The 19,690-nt window shown below is 46.3% G+C and carries 19 protein-coding genes; 11 read left to right on the forward strand and 8 right to left on the reverse strand.

From position 1 onward, the window contains the following. Positions 1–223 precede the first annotated feature (223 nt). Complete coding sequence (locus ACUTVW_RS13015) at positions 224–1,684, forward strand: carboxylesterase/lipase family protein (protein WP_445646193.1); 1,461 nt, start codon at positions 224–226, stop codon at positions 1,682–1,684. A gap of 154 nt (positions 1,685–1,838) precedes the next feature. On the opposite strand, the gene ACUTVW_RS13020 is transcribed toward ACUTVW_RS13015, so the two are convergent. Then, entirely contained in the window at positions 1,839–2,990 is a 1,152-nt protein-coding gene (locus ACUTVW_RS13020; RefSeq protein WP_445646194.1) for a VanZ family protein, read from the reverse strand. A 288-nt stretch (positions 2,991–3,278) separates the two neighbouring features. Between ACUTVW_RS13020 and ACUTVW_RS13025 the strand changes: the two genes are divergently transcribed. The 3 genes from ACUTVW_RS13025 to ACUTVW_RS13035 all read left to right on the forward strand — a co-directional run bounded on the left by ACUTVW_RS13025 (position 3,279) and on the right by ACUTVW_RS13035 (position 5,814). Continuing rightward, a complete protein-coding gene (locus ACUTVW_RS13025; RefSeq protein WP_445646195.1) occupies positions 3,279–3,617 on the forward strand; it encodes a zinc ribbon domain-containing protein YjdM in 339 nt (112 codons plus the stop codon). 175 nt (positions 3,618–3,792) lie between these two features. Then, the gene (locus tag ACUTVW_RS13030) at positions 3,793–4,611 is read left to right on the forward strand and encodes a class I SAM-dependent methyltransferase (protein ID WP_445646196.1); all 819 of its coding nucleotides are present in this window, start codon (positions 3,793–3,795) and stop codon (positions 4,609–4,611) included. A gap of 141 nt (positions 4,612–4,752) precedes the next feature. Next, positions 4,753–5,814 (forward strand): LLM class flavin-dependent oxidoreductase, encoded by a 1,062-nt coding sequence (locus ACUTVW_RS13035; RefSeq protein ID WP_445646197.1) that lies wholly within the window; start codon positions 4,753–4,755, stop codon positions 5,812–5,814. 144 nt (positions 5,815–5,958) lie between these two features. Here ACUTVW_RS13035 and ACUTVW_RS13040 read toward each other — a convergent pair whose 3' ends face one another. Beyond that, positions 5,959–6,618 (reverse strand): TetR/AcrR family transcriptional regulator, encoded by a 660-nt coding sequence (locus ACUTVW_RS13040; RefSeq protein WP_445646198.1) that lies wholly within the window; start codon positions 6,616–6,618, stop codon positions 5,959–5,961. Between the two features lie 262 nt (positions 6,619–6,880). Between ACUTVW_RS13040 and ACUTVW_RS13045 the strand changes: the two genes are divergently transcribed. Continuing rightward, positions 6,881–7,696, forward strand: a complete 816-nt coding sequence (locus tag ACUTVW_RS13045; RefSeq protein WP_445646199.1) for an SDR family NAD(P)-dependent oxidoreductase — start codon at positions 6,881–6,883, stop codon at positions 7,694–7,696. 69 nt (positions 7,697–7,765) lie between these two features. On the opposite strand, the gene ACUTVW_RS13050 is transcribed toward ACUTVW_RS13045, so the two are convergent. Then, on the reverse strand, positions 7,766–8,230 hold the full coding sequence (locus ACUTVW_RS13050) for a DUF4385 domain-containing protein (RefSeq protein WP_445646200.1): 465 nt from the start codon (positions 8,228–8,230) through the stop codon (positions 7,766–7,768). A gap of 155 nt (positions 8,231–8,385) precedes the next feature. Between ACUTVW_RS13050 and ACUTVW_RS13055 the strand changes: the two genes are divergently transcribed. The 4 genes from ACUTVW_RS13055 to ACUTVW_RS13070 all read left to right on the forward strand — a co-directional run bounded on the left by ACUTVW_RS13055 (position 8,386) and on the right by ACUTVW_RS13070 (position 12,520). Further along, complete coding sequence (locus ACUTVW_RS13055; RefSeq protein WP_445646201.1) at positions 8,386–8,853, forward strand: DUF1877 family protein; 468 nt, start codon at positions 8,386–8,388, stop codon at positions 8,851–8,853. 111 nt (positions 8,854–8,964) lie between these two features. Further along, positions 8,965–9,093, forward strand: a complete 129-nt coding sequence (locus tag ACUTVW_RS13060; RefSeq protein WP_445646202.1) for a hypothetical protein — start codon at positions 8,965–8,967, stop codon at positions 9,091–9,093. Positions 9,094–9,292: 199 nt separating this feature from the next. Then, a complete protein-coding gene (locus ACUTVW_RS13065) occupies positions 9,293–10,819 on the forward strand; it encodes a copper amine oxidase N-terminal domain-containing protein (protein ID WP_445646203.1) in 1,527 nt (508 codons plus the stop codon). Positions 10,820–11,197: 378 nt separating this feature from the next. Further along, a complete protein-coding gene (locus ACUTVW_RS13070; protein WP_445646204.1) occupies positions 11,198–12,520 on the forward strand; it encodes a GNAT family N-acetyltransferase in 1,323 nt (440 codons plus the stop codon). Positions 12,521–12,739: 219 nt separating this feature from the next. Here the strand turns inward: ACUTVW_RS13070 and ACUTVW_RS13075 are convergent, their stop codons facing one another. Genes ACUTVW_RS13075 through pdxR form a run of 3 tightly spaced genes read right to left on the reverse strand, consistent with a single transcriptional unit; the run spans position 12,740 to position 15,601 of the window. Next, the gene (locus ACUTVW_RS13075) at positions 12,740–13,198 is read right to left on the reverse strand and encodes a GNAT family N-acetyltransferase (RefSeq protein ID WP_445646205.1); all 459 of its coding nucleotides are present in this window, start codon (positions 13,196–13,198) and stop codon (positions 12,740–12,742) included. Continuing rightward, on the reverse strand, positions 13,195–14,115 hold the full coding sequence (locus tag ACUTVW_RS13080; RefSeq protein WP_445646206.1) for a D-alanine--D-alanine ligase: 921 nt from the start codon (positions 14,113–14,115) through the stop codon (positions 13,195–13,197). Before ACUTVW_RS13080 ends, ACUTVW_RS13075 begins: the two co-directional genes overlap by 4 nt. 31 nt (positions 14,116–14,146) lie before the next feature. Next, on the reverse strand, positions 14,147–15,601 hold the full coding sequence (pdxR, locus tag ACUTVW_RS13085; RefSeq protein WP_445646207.1) for a MocR-like pyridoxine biosynthesis transcription factor PdxR: 1,455 nt from the start codon (positions 15,599–15,601) through the stop codon (positions 14,147–14,149). Between the two features lie 698 nt (positions 15,602–16,299). Between pdxR and ACUTVW_RS13090 the strand changes: the two genes are divergently transcribed. After that, the gene (locus ACUTVW_RS13090; protein ID WP_445646407.1) at positions 16,300–16,656 is read left to right on the forward strand and encodes a nucleotide excision repair endonuclease; all 357 of its coding nucleotides are present in this window, start codon (positions 16,300–16,302) and stop codon (positions 16,654–16,656) included. Between the two features lie 382 nt (positions 16,657–17,038). Here ACUTVW_RS13090 and ACUTVW_RS13095 read toward each other — a convergent pair whose 3' ends face one another. Both ACUTVW_RS13095 and ACUTVW_RS13100 read right to left on the reverse strand, forming a co-directional pair. Next, a complete protein-coding gene (locus tag ACUTVW_RS13095; protein WP_445646208.1) occupies positions 17,039–17,743 on the reverse strand; it encodes a 4'-phosphopantetheinyl transferase family protein in 705 nt (234 codons plus the stop codon). Between the two features lie 101 nt (positions 17,744–17,844). After that, positions 17,845–18,717, reverse strand: a complete 873-nt coding sequence (locus tag ACUTVW_RS13100) for an arylamine N-acetyltransferase family protein (RefSeq protein WP_445646209.1) — start codon at positions 18,715–18,717, stop codon at positions 17,845–17,847. Between the two features lie 273 nt (positions 18,718–18,990). On the opposite strand from ACUTVW_RS13100, the gene greA reads away from it, so the two are divergent. After that, positions 18,991–19,467, forward strand: coding sequence for a transcription elongation factor GreA (greA, locus tag ACUTVW_RS13105; RefSeq protein WP_434748833.1), 477 nt, complete (start codon positions 18,991–18,993; stop codon positions 19,465–19,467). The last annotated feature ends 223 nt before the right edge of the window (positions 19,468–19,690 follow it).

The following is a 19,690-nucleotide window of genomic DNA, read 5'->3' on the forward strand; positions in this document are numbered from 1 at the left end:
AGTATAAAGCCATCAGAATCACGGCAATCGTGACGGTGGCTTTTTCTCGTATTCAAGGTGTTTTGATACGGTAATAATCAAAGTAGATGCTATGCAAACAGGCCTTTTTGGGCAAAGTTGTAAATAGGTATACTGAAGATTTATACTCAAATAGATACACATGGTCAGTCTAATCGTGGTTGCTAATGAATGCATATATTCACGGAGAGGATGTAGAAGCGATATGCGAGAACTTCAAGTTCAAACGAAATATGGTACGGTTCAAGGCGAGCTTTTACACGGTGCAAGTGTATGGAAGGGCATTCCGTATGCGAAGCCACCAGTAGGCGAGCTGCGTTTCCAAGCTCCGGTACAGCCCGAGTCATGGGAAGGAACCAGACAGGCAACCGAATTCGGGCCTGAGAATATACAACCGCGTCATGATTCAGAGTGGATGGGCGGGCAAAAGCCGCCAGAGTCGGAAGACAGCCTGTATCTGAACATCTGGGCACCCGAGAAAGAAAGCAGTCATCCCCTTCCCGTCATGGTCTGGATTCACGGGGGATCATTTGTCACCGGATCAGGCAGTCTGCCTGTATATGATGGCACACAGCTAGCCGTTCGCGGCGACGTAATCGTGGTGACGATCAACTATCGACTTGGGCCGCTAGGATTCCTGCACATGGCTCCGTTAGGTGATTCCTACGTATCCAACGCTGGGCTGCTGGATCAGGTAGCTGCGCTGCAATGGGTGAAAGATAATATTACCGCCTTTGGCGGTGATCCGGGCCAGGTTACGGTATTTGGAGAATCGGCAGGCAGTATGAGTATTGCCGCACTGATGGCGATGCCATCAGCCAAAGGTTTGTTCCAGCGTACCATTATGGAGAGTGGTGCATCGCAGTTCATGCCGGCAGAGCAAGCTTCGGCTTTGCGTGAGGGTATGTTGAAGATCCTTGGTGTAAACAGGGAAAATCTGCATACGCTGAACAGCATTCCGGTAGAGCAGATTATGGCAGCTGCAGAAACGGTAAAGCAGCAGAGCGGAGCCGGCATGGCTATGTTGTTCCAGCCTGTGCTGGATGGCGAATCGTTGCCGCAAATACCGCTTCAAGCCGTAAGCGAAGGCTCCGCAGAGGGCGTCCCGGTACTTATCGGCACAACGAAGCATGAGGGAGCGCTGTTTATTCAGCCGCATGTACCGTTTTCAAACGAAATTGATATGGTGCAGGGTGTTGATTTTATGACGCCGGATCTGGAGAATCGTGTCGCTATCGCCGATAGTTATCCCAAAACAGCAGATGGACAGGCTCAGGTCATGACCGATATGTTCTTCTGGCGCTCAGCACTACAGTATGCAGCTGCACAACAGAAGCATGCCCCGGTGTGGATGTACCGTTTTGACTGGGTGATGCCAGAGCATCCGCTTCTGAAAAGAGCCATTCACAGCATCGAAATGTTCTTTGTTTTTAACACGCTCGATGCACTGAAATTCATGAAGGCTGAACCGGATGAAGCTGCCAAAGCGCTTGCCCTCAAGGTGCAGGATGCCTGGATTTCTTTTGCGAAGAATGGTAAACCGGAGACAGCGGGAATCGAATGGCCGGAATATCGTGAGGATCGGGCGACACTGATCATCAACCATCAGATAGAGGTTGAGCATGATCCAGAGGCTTCCAAACGCGAACTGTTAGGTGTTAAGTAAGGTATCCTTTTCTGCGTTTCAAAGCAGAGAACATGCTGAGAACTCAACCATCTCAGTGTCTAAAAATAAAAAGGCGGCCTCATGGGTTATCCATGAAGGCCGCCTTTTTCGGTTATGTGAATCGTCCTGTAGGGAAGGACACACAGTTGATTTATTATTTACGCGAGGCTCGTGTACGGGAGACCTCGTCGAAGTAGAAGGAACGTTTTCCACCCGAGAATATAACGAACACCACATGGATGAACAGGATGATATACACGAGAAAGTACACCACGCTGATACCCAGGGAAATCCAGACGAAATAAGGCTGAATGATATCATCTCGATAGTTAGGGTAGGCATACTTGCTTACCAGTTGAATTATCGTTAACAGGAGCCACGGAGCATAGATGGCGATAAATCGTTTCAATAGCGATGGGAGTGTCGGCTTACCACTCTGACGATCAACATAGCGGAATCTTAGAACGGCAGAGCCTGGTGTAACTCCGTTACGAACCCAAGGGATAAAGAACAGGACGATAACCATCGCGGTAGACGTATTTAATACATCTTGTATGGCATTTGTTAATGTGAAGATCGACATTAAATTAGCGATAACAACAACGACAATACCGTCGATGAGCAGGGCAAGCAGCTGTGGTACAGGATAGACGCGGTTCTGCTCCACGATCTGTTCACTCTTGGCTTGAATGCTTGCACGAGACGGGAACAAGGCCAGCAGCAGCGGGGCTGCGAAGAAGCCAATCACTGCACCGGAGGTGTTCAGCATAAGATCATCCACATCGAACAGTCGGTAAGGACAGTCATAGAATCCGTACAAACCGGTGAGTTGGGTAACTTCAAAAAACAAGGAAAGCCCGAAGCCAGCCACCAAGGCGTGTTTCCAAAAAGCTCTCTTTTGCCAGAAATACCGGATATATACCCCCAGTGGCATGAGCAGTAATACATTGAATAGCACTTGCAGGAAGGCTCGGCCCTTAATCATGTTAATCCACGTAGAGGGCTGAGACCAGATGATGGGGGTTTCCTTCATAATGTCTTTTACAAACATAAAGGGTTTCAGGTTGTAATAGACTGCATTCGCTGTGTGCCCTGCACAAGTATTTCGAGTCGCGGGAAGCGGCAGTATCACAAGGCAGTAAGCAGCCATTAGGAAGAAAATAAAAGAAAAGCTGACAGCAAACCGGGACCAGCTGAAGAAGCCGTCTTTGCGATAACCATAGATTAACCATGGAACCAGCAGGAACATGGAGGCAATGACAAAGATGATAAACGCGGTCTGAATAGGGAAAACATAAGATGACATAAGCCGAAACTCCTTTGGGATGAAAGATTGATTTTATATAATCATTTATTGTTTTTACAAAGGGTAATCCATCATTGGTGCTGTGAAAATTTTCTTGTAATCAACATGAAGCGGATACGTTGTTTTTTTATCATAATGGTCTTTCCTTAAAGTGAAGAACATCTTCCTTTAAATTTTGTTTAAAAATAAGTCGAATCAGGAATGCAGTGAGCCATCGTATGGAACATATTGCAGAAATCCCTTATACTAGCGAGATAGCGAAAATGCAGAATGGAGAGTTTGATACATATGTCTAATTTGCCTAATTGTCCGAAATGTAATTCAGAGTATACGTACGAGGATGGTTTGTTGTTGATCTGCCCGGAATGCGCGCATGAATGGTCTTTGGAAGCAGAAGGGGATGCTGAGGAATCCAAAGTTGTGCGTGATGCCAATGGGAATGTACTGAATGATGGTGACACGGTTACGGTCATCAAAGACCTCAAGGTGAAAGGTAGCTCCCTCGTCGTGAAACAAGGAACCAAAGTGAAGAATATTCGTCTGATTGATGGAGACCATGATATTGATTGCAAGATCGATAGCCTGGGTGCGATGAAACTGAAATCTGAATTTGTAAAAAAAATCTAGTCTTATCATATCCCTGGTTGATACAGACTTAAATACTAAATAAACCTGCAATGACGTTCTCTTTCGAATATAGCGAAAGGAGGACGTCATTTTGATTTGACAGGAAAAATTTAGGATGTATACTAGAGCAAATTTACTGTAGTTAAATAGTTCAAAAAAGGCGGGTGTACAAGAGATGCACAAAGATCGAGAGCACATTATTCGATATTATTCCGGATTTGATGAGTGGGGCAGGCTGGAGCGTGAACCCATCGAATTTATCATTAATATGAATTACATTCGGGAGTATCTTCCTCCAGGCGGTTTGATTCTGGATAACGGTGCTGGACCGGGGAAATACGCAATGGAGCTGGCTAAGTCGGGATATCAGGTTACGTTATCGGATCTTACACCTTCATCGGTAGAACTTGCGCAGGAGAAAGCCGAAGCATTAGGGCTGACTCCGCAATTTGATGGATTTCATGTACTGGATGCAACTTCCCTGAACGGGATTGCCGATGACACCTATGATGCGGTGCTTATGCTGGGGCCGCTGTATCATCTGCAACAGGAAAAAGAGCGGGCGGCGGCAATGCGTGAACTCTATCGAGTCACGAAGCCGGGAGGCACTGTATTTGTGGCGGTCCAGAGCCGGATGCGGATGAGTATCAATTCATTGCAATCACCGCAACATTGGAAGCCCAATGATAACATCGGTGCGATCCGGTCTTTTGTCGAAAGAGGTACGTTTGATCATCAGGATCAGGGACGTTTTACGGGAGCATACTATTTTCATGTGAAGGATGTTGTGCCGTTCATGGAGCAGCACGGCTTCGAGACTGTTCAGCTGATCGGTTCCTCCAGCCTCAAAGCGATGATCACAGACGAGCAGCATCGATACTGGAAGGAACGTGGGGAGGAACAAGAGCTGCTTCAATACATGATTGAGGTAGCCAAAGATCCTTCCATTCTGGGGATCTCGTCCCATCTGTTGTATATCGGAAGGAAGTTGTAGAAGAAAAGTGCCCTCTGGAAACAGAGGGTACTTGTGTTTTTGTTCGAAATAGTTCAATATAAAGATAAATAACAAAAGGTGATCTACTTACAATAGGTTAGATGGACGACGGATCGCTTCATACCCAGGGAGGAACATACTATGGAAATCGGAATCAGTACATTTGTGGAGACAAACCCGGATGTAAATACAGGAAAAGTTATCAGCCACGCACAGCGGATTCGTGATGTCGTGGAAGAGATTGTTTTGGCAGATCAGGTGGGGCTGGATGTATACGGCGTAGGGGAACATCATCGTTCAGATTATGCAGCTTCGTCCCCGGCAGTCATTTTGGCGGCAGCAGCTTCACAGACGAAGAACATTCGCCTAACCAGTGCAGTAACGGTGCTGTCGTCAGATGATCCGGTTCGTGTGTTTCAGGATTTTGCGACATTGGACGGTATTTCGAATGGACGTGCAGAGATTATGGCAGGACGTGGCTCATTTATTGAGTCGTTCCCGTTGTTCGGTTATGATCTGGGCGACTATGATGAATTGTTTGATGAGAAATTGGATCTGCTTTTGAAATTGACGGAGTCGGAAAAAGTAACTTGGTCGGGCAAACATCGCCCTTCCTTCAACAACCTGGGCATTTATCCGCGCCCGGTGCAAGAGAAGCTTCCGGTCTGGATCGGCAGTGGCGGTAATCAGGAATCAGTTGTTCGTGCAGGTCTGCTCGGATTGCCGCTCGTGCTTGCGATTATCGGAGGACGTCCCAAACAGTTCGCACCTCTGGTGGAGTTGTACAAAAAAGCAGCTGCACACGCTGGGCATGACGCTTCCAAGTTAACCGTTGCTTCCCACTCTCACGGCTTTGTTGCCGATACTACCGATGAAGCGGTGGAGAAGTTTTTCCGCCCTGCACAAGCGGTAATGAACCAGCTCGGACGTGAACGCGGATGGGGACATTACGGGCGCGAAACCTTTGATGCGGCACGCAGCCTGGAAGGTGCGCTGTACGTAGGGGATGTGGACACGTTAGTTGAGAAAATCATATATCTGCGCAAAGAGGTCGGCATCACCCGGTTCATGTTGCACACTCCACTCGGCACACAGCCGCATGATGAGGTTATGCACGCGATCGAACTGCTCGGCAAACAAGTAGCGCCAAGAGTTCGTGAGGAGATTGCACGCTGGGAAACGGAAAATCAGGAAGCACGCTAATCGGGTTGTAGTTGATCTAAATTGATCTATTTATGTACACAGAAATAGTAGCATAGAAAAAGGAGCATGTCCTAAGCGTATTACGCCATGGATATGCTCCTTTATGTTTATCTTTAATCGTTTCTAAATGTACAAATTCTGTGTCTATCCATTCGCAGATGGATTCACAAGAGAGTTTATGATCATCGATAACGTATGATCATAGAGGGTTTTGGCAGCTTCTTCGGTTTCAATATGTCCTCCCAGGTACAGATGAATCACACCATGTAAGGGAGCCCAGATCATCCGCACCGCAAGCAGGGGATCTTGCACCTGAATCATTCCTTGTTCAATCGCTACCTCAACTAACCCGGACACTTGCTTCAGTGCAGTCGCTGTTCCCTGTAACGTCTCTCCGTCCGGTTTGAATTCGGAAAAGGAACCTCCAAACATCAGCTGATAGAAGCTGGATTGAGATATGCCGAAGTCCCAGTAGACGTAGGCAAGATCACGGAAATAGTGTTCGAACGATGCCTGCCGGGGCATAGCTTCAAAACGCTGGGCCATAAGAGAACATCCCTCTAAATATAGATGTTTGGCTAATCCCTCTTTTTTGCCAAAAAGGTTATATATGATCTTGGTAGAGCATTCCATGCGTTCAGCTACACGGCGTACCGTGACGGCTTCGGGGCCATGCTCTTGTAATAAAGCCGCAGCAGCATGTACAATATTTTGCCGCAGATTATCCGAGTGCTGGAGTCTGGCTTCCTGAAAGGTTGTTACCGTATGTGCAGATTCCGCGGAACCCGAATGTGTATCCTTCATTGATTTCATCCTCATAACCGTATTGTTGTTAAAAGAAACGATGACGTTTCCTTTTCTTATGGTCATTCTACTGGTATACGCCAGATAACGTCAATTAATCCGGCTTTAGAATGTCAGCACCACATACTAAACTCAGTGTAAAAGATGATTTAACAGATATCATTTGACTGGATCATGAATTCAGGTTACAATGATTCCGTAAGGAAACAGTGTTTCTTAAAGAAAACAACTGTTCTTATTATGTCTGGAGGATGGAAGAGAAATGATAAAACAACAACAATGGGCACTTATTACAGGAGCTTCTTCGGGAATAGGCGAAGTTTTTGCAATCGAGATGGCTTCCAAGGGTAAAAATGTTGTGCTGGTGGCCAGAACAGAGTCCAAACTGGAACAATTGGCAGAACGAATAGAACGTACATATCAAGTAAAGGCTGAGTTAATTGTATCGGATCTCTCTGAAGCAGACGCACCACGGAAGGTGTATGAGGAATGCCAGAATCGGGGAATACGGATTGATATCTTGATTAATAATGCTGGATTCGCTACTCATGGATATTTTGAACAAGTAGACAGTTCCCGGCAGCAGGATGAGATTATGTTGAACGTGCTCGCTTTGACAAACATGACACACCTTTTCTTGCCAGGCATGTTACAGGGGAAAAATGGCGTCGTCATTAATGTATCTTCGACAGCTTCCTTTCAACCAGATCCTTATATGGCTGTGTATGGAGCAACGAAGGCGTATGTACTTTCTTTTACAGAGGCGTTATATGAGGAGAACAGGAAGCGTGGCGTTCAGTTTTTAGCATTATGTCCGGGTTCAACCGAGACTTCGTTCTTTGATGTGGTGGGTGCTGATGAAGCGTCCGTCGGTAAACGTGATACACCTGAGCATGTCGTGGCAGTGGCTATGAGGGCACTGGAGTCAGGGAAACCTTATGCTGTACCGGGGAGCAGAAATTACTGGACAGCACAGTTCTCCCGTCTCATGCCACGCAAGTTCATGTTACGAATTGTAGGAAGCATGCTACGACCACGTTCCAAAGGTGGTGAAACAGAAGCTACAAGTCTGAATTAACCATAGGGATGAACACTTCGGCGGAAGGCACGTTTCTCACTTCGTTCACCAATACGTTGGTTGTTGTGCTTATGCTTCTGCTGACTCGTATTTTTCTCGATGTTCCTTCTTCATTTTTACATAGTCAGGATCGGCCCTTGCAATCTCCCATTGCGCTTTGAATATGGCTGCAGCCTCAGCCTTCACCTCATCATTCTGATAGGGTAAGATCGAACCATCTTCCTTCGAGTATTTGCGTCCTCCTCGGTGATTGGTATATCGTCTTGCCCGTGTGTAGCCCATCTGCAGGAACTTGCGAGCCATATCCATGCCAACGAAGTCACTCTTTTTCTTATACGCCAAAAATAGTTCATAGATCTTCTCGGCTGACTCTGTCGCGATCTCGGGTGTCTTGAACCGCCAGTGCGGCAAAATCTCGCTTTTGTAGGGCTCCACCATAAGTACACCTTGCTCGCCTCGTCCCACAGTATATAATTCAGGCTGCTTGCGCAGATTCAGCTCTTTGTAATTGAGACTGTAATCGAATTTTTTCATGTGGTTACCCTCCTTGAAAGAACATTCGCGTTCACATCTACTTGCACATCGTATGATAATGTTAATATGCTCTTTTTCTTTTTTACCCCGATTCTGATGTAACAAGCACGGTTAATGGGGAACAATAGAAGGAAATGTACAGGAGGGATAACGCGATGGGCATGTCGGGCAGATATGTTGTAGTGAACGATGAGTTGGTGCAATCCATCCAATCGGGTGAGGTTAGTGTGCATGATTGTCAGGTCGATCTGGATATTGATAAAATGTGGCAGATGCTGCAGTTCACGTTGAACGGCAGTCTTGCGGATGGAGAACCACCGCTCGGTTATGTTGTGCCGCTCGCTAGTCAACAGTATCTTGGGAATTATTCAGACATGGATCTGTTCTTGATTAATAACAAGCAGGTTCTTGAAGCTTATATGGCATTGGAGCAGCTTACCCCTGATGATGTGGAGGCACGTTTCAATCTGGAGCATATGCTTGCCGAAGGTGTATATCCCGTGATGGAAGGCTGGGACGAACAAGAGACTCTTCAGGAGATTAAGCAGACGATTGATCAAATTCAGGGGTTGTTTCAGGTGACTGTGGAGAACGGCAACGGGATTATCTTCTATGTTTTCTAGAGTGTGCTGCCAGTGAACACGTGTGTACGATGTTTGATTCATGCGTCATCCGGTTATTGATACACACAAGGCAGCGCCTTGATGATTTCGCCGAAGAGAGGGAGAACCGTTATGACACAAAATCAGAATGAAGAGAACAAAGCGATTCAAGACGATGAACCGGATCAATTTGAGGCAACTGTGACACCCGTAGATGAAGCGAAGGATGAAGAGACTGCAGAGGATCAGGAACAGGAATAACCTGAAAATATTACATGAAACAGCATGTTTCCACGCGCATGTTATGACATATGAAGGATAGAAGAACCAGAAGGCCGGACGTGTTCCGGCCTATTTGGCCTATTTTTATACGTATCCGTTTACAACAATTCCTTGTGCCCTCATAATATGGAATGAACCATATTTTGTTAAGGGGGAGATCCCAATTAAGAGCCGAAAGTTGTATCAATGGATGGCAATACCGCTTGTCCTGTTAATGGTTGTTCTTACAGGGTGTCAGGCCGTAGGTGGCGTTGATGTTAGCCAAGCCTTAGTCAATAACACCAAATTAAAATCCGGCGAATCCAAGCAATCCATGCACATCAATATAGAGCCGGACAAACAACTTGCAACGGATGAAGCTCTCGAAATGATCAAACGAATCAATTCGATCTCACTGAATATCGACCATGCCAAAATGAAAGACACGGATACGGCATCGGTCAAAGGATCACTGAGCATGGATGGAACAAAACTGCCTTTCCACCTGTCCGTGGACAAGTCGGGCATGACCATTGATGTGGATGGAGCTCAGAAACCGGTTTACATATCGCTCGATACACTTGGGGGAGCAGAAACCATGCTGCCTCTGGATATGAAAGAGCTGGAGAAACAGATGCAGGAGCTTTCTCCGAAGGTATTAACTTTTGTCATGAAACATCTGTCTAATCCCAAAAACATATCCGTTACACCTGTTCAGGAGACTGTAAACGGTGAAACACTGTCTCTGAACAAGCTGCACATGGAGATTAACGGTGAAGAATTGCTCGCTATGGTTAAGCCGTTCCTGACGAGTATGGCCAAGGATGAGCAAGGTCTCAAGCAGTTGATTGGAGACCTGTATGATGTACTGTACCCTGTATTTGAAAGTTATATGGGTCTGGAAGGTATAGAAGGCATGGAAGACGATGAAGTGACTTCTATCTTACCGAAATCGAAGGAAGAAGCAGTCACATCCATATATGACATGATTAAAAAAGGTTTGGACAGCATCCTGGTGAACTATGATGAGGAACTGAACAACCTGCTGAAAGATACACCGGAGCTGAAAACGGTATTTGGCCCGGAGACCAAATTGAACATGGACTTCTTCGTGGATAGCAAGCTGGATATTCGTAAACAAAATATGTCGTTGAAGGTGGCTGTTCCTGCTTCGGAAGACCTGCCGGTTCGTGCTGTAACCCTCAGTGCAGACAGTGAGTTGTGGAATATTGGCGGTGCGGTCACAGTGGATGAAGTGGATGCTTCCCGCGGTGTGATGGAACTGGCAGAAGGAGAAGTTACCCCTGGCCAAGTTCTTCGCAATTTTGATTCGAATTCATTCGTCTATCAATTCCTGAAGAATGAGATGAAAATTTCAACAAAAAGCATCTTCCTCCACCCGAGTGAAGAAAATGGTGCGATCACGGTGAAAAATACAACCTTTGTTCCACTTCGGTATCTATCCGAGCAATTGGATGCAGAAGTGAAATGGACCAAAGGCTCGAAACAGATTATTGTCATTGACGATATGACGGGAGACGAGGTTGTGCTGACGGTAGGTTCTCCGAAAGCAACAGTCGCGGGTCAAGAAGTTACGATGGTAGAATCGGCCTTCGTTGGCAAAAACGGCAAAACCTATGTGCCACTGCGCTTTATGGCTGAATCGCTTGGAGCCACAGTGGAGAAAGAACAAGATACAGGCTGGATTTTCATTGACCGCCCATAATGTAATTGAATTTGTTGAAAATGATGCGTGAATTGGAAGGGGATTTCAGAGAATGCCAGATTTCTCGTAATGATGTAGAAAAGAACATGGCGCAAAAATTCCGTTAGATCAACACAGGATACGTCTGTCCTTTTTAAACCATTACGAGGAGCTTCGGCGTTTCGATCTGAAAGGATGAAACGACACGGGAGTGCCTCTATTGGAGGTGCTCCTTTTTGTTGTGCCATCGCAAAATAATCCCTAAGAGGTGTTCTATATGAATGGATTTACGATTGATGCGAGTGCAGTGATGTTACGTCCCTTTACCTTGCAAGACCAAGCTGCGCTGGCAGCCCTGACACATCAGCCTGAAATTACCGACTTGTTGCCCGATTGAAGATGACGGAAGAGCAATTAAGTGAGTTTTTGCAGTTCGTCATGGGTAGTTATGAGCGGTTTGATCCGCAAGATGTGCGAATGATGCTTGCGGTAGTTCATCAGGAGAGCCAGCAACCGATCGGTTGGTGTGGCGTGTTCCCGAACGATATGCTTGATCCGTCTGATCGTGAGGTGGCTTATGCTATCTCGCGTGATCATCGGAATAAAGGTTATATCACGGAGGCGGTACGGGCATTGACGGCATATCTATTCGAACGTACATCGTTAAACCGGATTGTGGGCATTGTGAAGACGTATAACCCTTCTTCTCGCCGAGTGCTCGAGCATACTGGCTTTCAGTATGTGAACCGGAGACGTCTGTCTGACGGAGAGGTCTATGATTATTTTGAACTTCACAGCACCCATTCCGATGGGAAAGCCATTGAACGGATTACATCCAAACCATTATCGATAAACCTGCGCCGAGCGGAACACCAAGATGCCATTGTGCTGACAGAAATCTGCACTCGTGCTTTTGATCATGCGATCCGCGTCTGGACCAAAGGAAAGCATGACCTGGATAGTAATCTAAGCCCTCCGGGTTATAACTCTGTCCGTTTGCATGAATATGTCATTCGTGAGTGGGACTATTATGTAGTGGAAGCGGATGGGTGTGCCATTGGCGGGGTAAGCGTGAATGTGCTTGGGCAGGAAATCGCAAGGCTGGACAAAATCTATATCGATCCTGTCTGCCAAGGGCGCGGAGCAGGCTCACAAGTGATCAGGCAGATTGAGGCTGCGTACCCACATATCCTGCACTGGAGGCTGGAGACCTCGGGTCGGCAGACGAGTAATCATCATTTTTACGAAAAGCTCGGTTATGTTCGTATGTATGCCTCTGATGAGGAGTACGGTTATGAGAAGAAGATCGATGCCGAGAGCTGGAAGTATAATCCAGTGATAGAACATGAATATGTGCAAGCCAATTTGGATTCGACGTGGTATAGCTCCAGTACAATGAAGAATAGCCGCATCACCGACTGTAATCTGAGCGGAAGCAAATTAACGAACCTGAACATGACAGAAATGCTGCTGGCGGATTTGCGTTTAACCAACACCAAGTTTGAATTCTGCGCACTGGACGGGGTTCAATTTCAGGATACACATCTGGGAGCAGGCAACGTACCGATGCAGTGGAAACATTGTGATTTGGTGGGCAGTCGTTTTGTTGATTGTGATCTGTCAGGTGTGGAGCTAGAGGCTTGTCAAGTAGCGAGAATGAAGATCAATGGAGTTTCCATTGAGCATTTATTTGAGGCATATGAGAGGCTGAATAATTGTTGAGTTGATACCGGATCAATCCGACGTTACGCAAAATCGCCAAGTACAAAGTAAATACAGCTAAGCGAATGAAGCTAAAAGCTAAATGTAAACATGCCCTTCCGAGCCGCATCAACGCTTTGGAGGGCATGTTTTGTTGATTTAGATTCAGTGAGTCGCGTACTGAGCTTCAATTACGATGGGCAGTAAAATCGTATATCTTATTACATCGTCTGACTTCAATCACGTGTGTTGCAGGAGCTGTGTTTTTTTGCTAAATCCGGTGCTGCCAGCGGTATAGCCCATTTCCTGATAAAATGCATGCGCTGCTTCACGATCCGTACGATTACCGCTGTTTAGCGATATAGAGTCCACTTGCTGTGCGGCTGCCCATTGTTCAGCAGCGCGTAGAAGCTGACGGCCGATACCGGAGCCCCGGTAATGCTCATGGACAACCAGTGCCATGATACGGCAATGTCTTCCGTTCTTTTCATATGAATATGACGTCTGCATACCAATGAGTCCCACTACACGCCCGCGCACTTCAGCAACCAATGTTGTGAAATTGGCATCGGCAGCGATGTGAGCGTATCTTTCCTGCATCTCAGCGTAGGTTGTTGGATATCCAAGTTGATCCATGAGAATAACCACGCCCTGCAGATCCTGGTCGGTGCTATGCCGGATATTTACATCTAGACTCATATGCGTGACAACTCCCCGGAACGTTCTTTGAGAGACAGATCAATAATCGTGTCGAGCAGTTCGGCAAAAGAAATACCCGCAGCGGCTGCACTTTTGGGCAGCAGACTGTTTCGGGTAAGCCCAGGTAAGGTGTTAACCTCCAGCACGTAAGGCACACCTTCCCGAATGAGCATATCCACCCGTGCATATACACTGCATTTGAGCACACTGTAACAAGTTAATGCTGCGGCCTCTACACGCTGATGCAGCTCGGAAGGCAACTGCACAACTTGTTCGTCTGCGCCGTTATCATCGTATTTGGCAGCATAGTCGAAAAAGGCAGCATTGGCACGGATGGAGATTACAGGCAGCATCTTGCCATCTACAATGGCGCAGGTAATCTCTTCACCCTCGATGTATTGCTCAATCATCACACTGTCATCCCAGGCAAGAGCAGCTTCTACCGCAGCAGGCAGGGCATCCGGCTCATGTACGATCTGCGTCCCGATACTGGAGCCCCCTGAATTTGGTTTGACGACTACAGGGTACGTTAAGTGCTGGACAGCCACTGAGGATAGATCTAGCATTCGATTCACTTGAAGCCAATCTCCTGTAAGTACCCCCGCTTGGCGCATGAGCTGTTTGGACATGTCTTTATCCATGCATACACTGCTGGCAAGCACGCCGCAGCCCGTATAAGGGATGCCGAGGGATTCGAGTGTGCCTTGCACCGTACCATCCTCTCCGTATTTTCCGTGCAACGCAAGCAAGGCTACATCGATCCCGTCCGATTTGTCGATTAAATCCCGCTTGGAGTTCAGCTCAATGGGCACGACTTCGTATTTGCTTTTGTCCAGATTTGTAATCATCTCCTGTCCGGTGAGCAGGGATATGCCCCGCTCTGAAGATGTGCCGCCCATAATAACGCCGACTTTCATATGAAATCCTCCCTAATGTTATTAAACTAGTTTACAACATGCTCACAACGGTCTCTCCGATGATACGTATGCCTTTGTGAATGTTCTCGTCGCTGACTCTGGAGAAGCCGAGACGCATCGTATGGAGTCCTTGACCGGGTTCCAGATAAAAGGTATCTCCAGGGGTGAAAGTCACCCCTTTTATTTTGCAAGCGGCAAGCAGCTCCCGCGTTCGTACCTTCGGCGGAAACTGCACGAACAGATGCAGACCGCCAGCTCCGGATATTTGACACATCGGCAGATGTTGATTGAGACAGCGCACAACGAGTTCATATTTTCGCTTGTACTCTGTACGAGCCCGTTTCAAGTATTTCTCGAAATTGCCGTTGCTCAAATATTGATATAACAGGGATTGATCTAGTGTGGACGTATGAATGCTGCGTGCCCGCTTCATGCTCTCCAAATAATCAATGAATGCGGCATCTGCGATAATCCAGCCTACGCGCAGTCCGGGGAATAACACTTTGGAGAAGCTGCCCAGATACACCAGGCCATTCCCGTTACCCATACTTGCGATGAGGGGCGAGACATGGGAGCCCGAATAACGAAGTTCTTCGTTGAATCCATCCTCGATGATGGGGACTTGATATTCATTCATCAAACGTATAATTTCAATTCGTTTGGCAGGGGAAGTCACGATTCCGGTTGGATTATGATAAGAGGGAACAAGATAGGCCAGATCATACGCACTGCCTGCCAGCTCTTGCTCCAGCCGCTTCAGATCGATTCCGTCCGGTTCCATATGGATACCGGTTAGCTGGAACTGGTGCAACTTCAGGTTTTTGATTGCCGTGTGATGTGTGGGATTCTCACAGAGTGCTTTACCGCTCTTTTTGCGCAATGCCCCAAGCACCAGATCGAAACCCTCCGTAAATCCGTTCGTAATCAGAATATCCTTGCCGGCAAGGTCTACGCCTTTGTTTTCCATATAGCGCAGTAAATAATTCATGAGCGGTTTGTACCCTTGCGCGTAACCGTAATTAAGCAAAACTTCCCCTTCAAGTGACATCCGATCCAGAAAAGCCCGCTTCACATTGTGCAGATCGAACAGCTTTTCATCTGGGGCTATGCTGGTAAACGAGATTTCGCCGCGCTCTGCTCCCGAGCCGTGTTTCATCAGATCATATTGTTCTGCCTGAATCGCATAGTCGCTGACCCTTGCTGTCCAGTCTAATTGCCAATGTGTATTGGGGGTCTGCTGCGTTTCAATGAGCGTACTGACGTAATTGCCCTTACCTTTGAGTGCATAGATCAAACCTTCCTCTTCAAGTTCAGCGTAGGCAAGCAGAATGGTGCTGCGGCTTACCTTCATGAGCGTGCCAAGCTCACGGGTCGAAGGCAGCTTCTGATTGGGCTGTAAAGCCCCTTTTAACATTAATCGTTTCAAATAATCTTTAACTTGTATATATATAGGGCGGTTCTCCGTCAATAGCAGATCGGAATACATCCCATCACTCCCTCTACTGGTATCTTGCCATATTATAAACCCAGCAGAAAGAACCACGATACCTCTGTTTCACTGCCGAGGTGGTCTGAGTTGGAGCACAAATGGGAAAAAGCCCTGGCTCATATGCCGGGCTGGAGGTGGAACCTATTCATGTTCTAAGGGTGTGATGCTATTCTGCTTGATTAAAGTTACAAGTTCTGACTAGTCTCTAAAACGGGTTTCTATCTATCCTTCTACGTGTGTCTATCTACTATGATGAGGCTATAGGTTGTTTATATCATTTCTAATTCTAGTTGATGAACCTGATGCTGTAATATACAGAAATCATTCATGACTATTAGGCCGGATTTGCTTGCTGCAATAAGTTCTCGTATATTCGTATAGATGGTAAATCTAAAAATCTACGTTTCTTGCTAACTGTACTCTTCTCGTGTGCACATCACAGAATTCAGTGTGAGAAAGACGAAACATTTCAGGCCCTATCAGACTTGGTTGGATACAAAGACATGTGTCTTAGTGCCCAATTTCTTCCTCGCACCCCTATAGTACCACTTTGAATCAGGAAAGTTAACCTTTTTTTGAAATATTTGTCGCAATAGCGAAAATTCCGTGAATTGTACATCATTTAGATTGAAATGGTGTCGGATTATAATATGTGTTAGGATGTACATCTATAGAACATTGAGGAAGTGAAAATGATGATTCAAATTACTGTTCCAACACCAGATGTGACCATTACGAAGCAGGTAAATCCGCAGTTAAGCCACATCTATGGATTTACTGATTTTCACTTGATTACGCGGGAGCTAGGCGGGATTTTCATGTTTTATAATGCCGCTGGCGAGTTGTTATTTGTCGGGAAAGCACGAAAATTAAGACCCCGCATTAAAAAGCATTTTGAAGATACCGTGTCCCCGATGAAAAATCATCGTGAGGAAGTGACTAAGATTGAGGTCTGTCTGGTAGAAGATCCGGTGGATCGTGAAATTTACGAGACCTATATCATTAACACCATGCGTGCAAAGTATAATGTGGACAAGGTTCTGTATAAGTAGGCAGGGAATTTATAGAGGCTTAAAGTAAAAATGCCAAACGCAATGCCGGAGATGGTTAGGACATATGTCCTATGAGATTGTGTAGGTGCGCAGGGTGTGATCTAAGGATCACATCCGGCTCCATTTATTTAAAGAAAGTAGTTCTACATAACTTATGAAGAAACTGAAGAGTTCAAATGGTTAAGGAAGCAGCACTAGGCATAAGAAGTGATGCCGCTTGCCTGTGGCGGATTGATTGTTGGTTTCAATTTGGCCCTGATTATGAGTGGGTTATTATGGATCAGCTGTGTTTGGACACAGAAAAGGGAGAGAATCACCGGAGAATTTTACCACCGGATGAATTCGCTCCTTTTTTTGAAACCATTAGATTTTTGGCTGCACCTTAAATAAGCTCTGCGTATAAACTCTCCAGCGTCACGATCTCGGGCCGGGTCGGCAGCTCGCCTCTTGCAGCACAGGCAGCCAACATATGCTGTTCATCCAAGGGATGACTGTAGAAGCGATGGCCAAGATTTAGCCCGGCTTGGTTGCATTTCCAATTATGCTCTCCTTGCTGCTGGACATGAGGAAGAATAGCGAAAGAGTTCAGTGGCATGGAAAGCCCCATGCCCACAGCCTTGATGTAACTCTCCTTCAGTGTCCACAGACGATAGAAGGTTTCCTGCTGCATTTCTTCAGGCTTCCCAGCCAGGAACTGGCATTCGGATGAAGAGAAGAACCGCTCTGCGATCTGCAGGTCAATCGGTGCGATTTTTTCCACATCCACACCGAGTTCATCTTCACTTCCAGCGATTAACGCAACCCAATCACCGGAATGCGAAACATTAAATTGTACATTAGCATCGTTAATAAGGGCAGGTTTGCCGTATTTGTTACGAGTAAAGGAAAACTCTTCAGGCCTTATGCCAGTCAACTCGCTTAACTTCACACGGGTCAACACTTCACCCATAACAGACCGATAGGCATCCGCTTGATGTATGAAGCGTAAAGCCTGTGTCCGGCGCTCTTCAGAGACGTATGACAGAAAAAGATCCCAGTATGCTGCTGGTATAACGGAGGGGACTTGCAGTACTTGTATAGTTATCATCATTTATCACCTGACGTTGTATTCGGCATGGGTGGCAGCCTTTCCTTTATATTGATCCCGTTTTCCTGTTTTCCAGTCGTCTCGTTGTCCGAGACTTTGTGTCAGGCTCGTTGCGTTTTTTTCCATTCCACATGTGCAACCTGAATCCGATCCCACATTTCTCTGCGTTCCTGTTCCGTATAGTTCGCCAACGATTCGTTGAAGTGTGAGACGAGCACGTCTTTCCACTCGGTGTAGGTTTGAATCTCCATTTTGTTAATGCCTTCGATACCATGGGTGCGAAGCATACTTCCCCGCAGCTCATAGCTGTGGTCTGTATCTCTCTGGCGGAGTAAAAATGTGTTATGCCAAGGCGAATCAGCGGATTGGCTGTAGAATTCATGCTTGGGAATAAACTCTTCCAGGCTGGTAAGCTCCTCGGGAGCATAGTCCACGCCCTTACTTGGTCCGTTAGGCTCATATTCGAGCCTCCATCCACCGGAAACAACAGAAGAAGACATTAAAGTGTAAGTGAACGGTTCGCGTCCATAGGTTCCATAACGAAGAGGAAGCGGTTCAAAAGGCATGCCGCCCAGACCGACATCCACAATCCAACGCTCCACGTCCGGGTTTGCATCTGGCAAAGATACCGAGAGACCAAGATGGAACGAGTTCACACGTGGTTGTTCTCCATGCGGCTGAACGCCAGCACGGTGCCAATGTACGGTGTATCCCAGAGACTGAAGCAAGATGCTGAACGCACCATTCAGGTGGAAACAGTAACCGCTACGTCCTTGGAGGATAAGCTGTACAGATTCTTGGAGACCGATGCCGGCAGGCCGACCTGCAAAGATATCGACCGTTTGCCAGGATAGATGATGGATATGTGCTTTCTGAATTTCGGATAGAAATTCCAATGTAGGTTCCTTGACTTTATCAATGCCTATCCGTTTCAAATAGGCATGTATTTCAGATGGAGTTAAAGTAACATTCATTCCGATCACCTCAGGGTCATGTAATGGGCTGCAGGTGAAATGTTGTGAAAAGCTGCTGCCTGACTTCATTGTAAAAGTGAACGTCTGAAATGCACACATATGATTATCCCTATTGTACCGGTACAGTTTGAATGATCATGAAATAGTGAGGTTGTAGGGTGTGCTCCTGTTTCGACAAAGGAGAGTTTGGTTTCTTTTTCCGGGGTATGTTAACTGTTTGGAGTGGATATAGGTTAGAATAGAGATAGATAGCAGGATTAGGAGATGGAAAATATGGCTAATGATGAAGTAATTTTGACACAGGAAGGCTTGGAAAAGCTGGAGGAAGAACTGAAGGAACTGAAAACGGTGAAACGCAAGGAGCTGGCAGAACGTTTGAAGCTTGCGATCAGTTACGGGGACCTGAAGGAGAACAGTGAGTATCATTCAGCCAAAGATGATCAGGCATTTATGGAGACACGCATTCTGATTCTGGAGAAAATGCTGACCAAAGCAAGAGTGATCAGCTCAGACAATATGGATTCCACTAAAGTAAGCATTGGTTCAACGGTAATCCTGAACGACCTTGAGTTTGCTGAAAAGATCGAATATCAACTGGTCGGTCCAGCAGAAGCGGATGTATCCAATAGCAAAATTTCGTACGAGAGTCCACTGGGCAAAGAGTTGATGGGCAAAGAAGTGGGCAGTGTGATCCATGTTAATGCTCCGATGGGTGTAATCAAATACGAACTGCTTGAAATTAAAGTATAAACAGCGTCAATCGCAAAATGGAAGAGATGTTTTCATAGGCCAGCATGTAAAAGGGGCTGTCTGAAACGTCTCTTTTTGTGTTTTTTCAAGTGAATTCATGGTTAAGCCCGATGTAATTGATCCATACTGAAATCAAATCATCCTCAATATGGTGAATTTTCGACAAATATTGATTTTTGCATGACCTGACACGCCGAGTAGTATATAATTACGGGAAAACTTT

This window comes from Paenibacillus sp. TSA_86.1 (genome assembly GCF_052691815.1).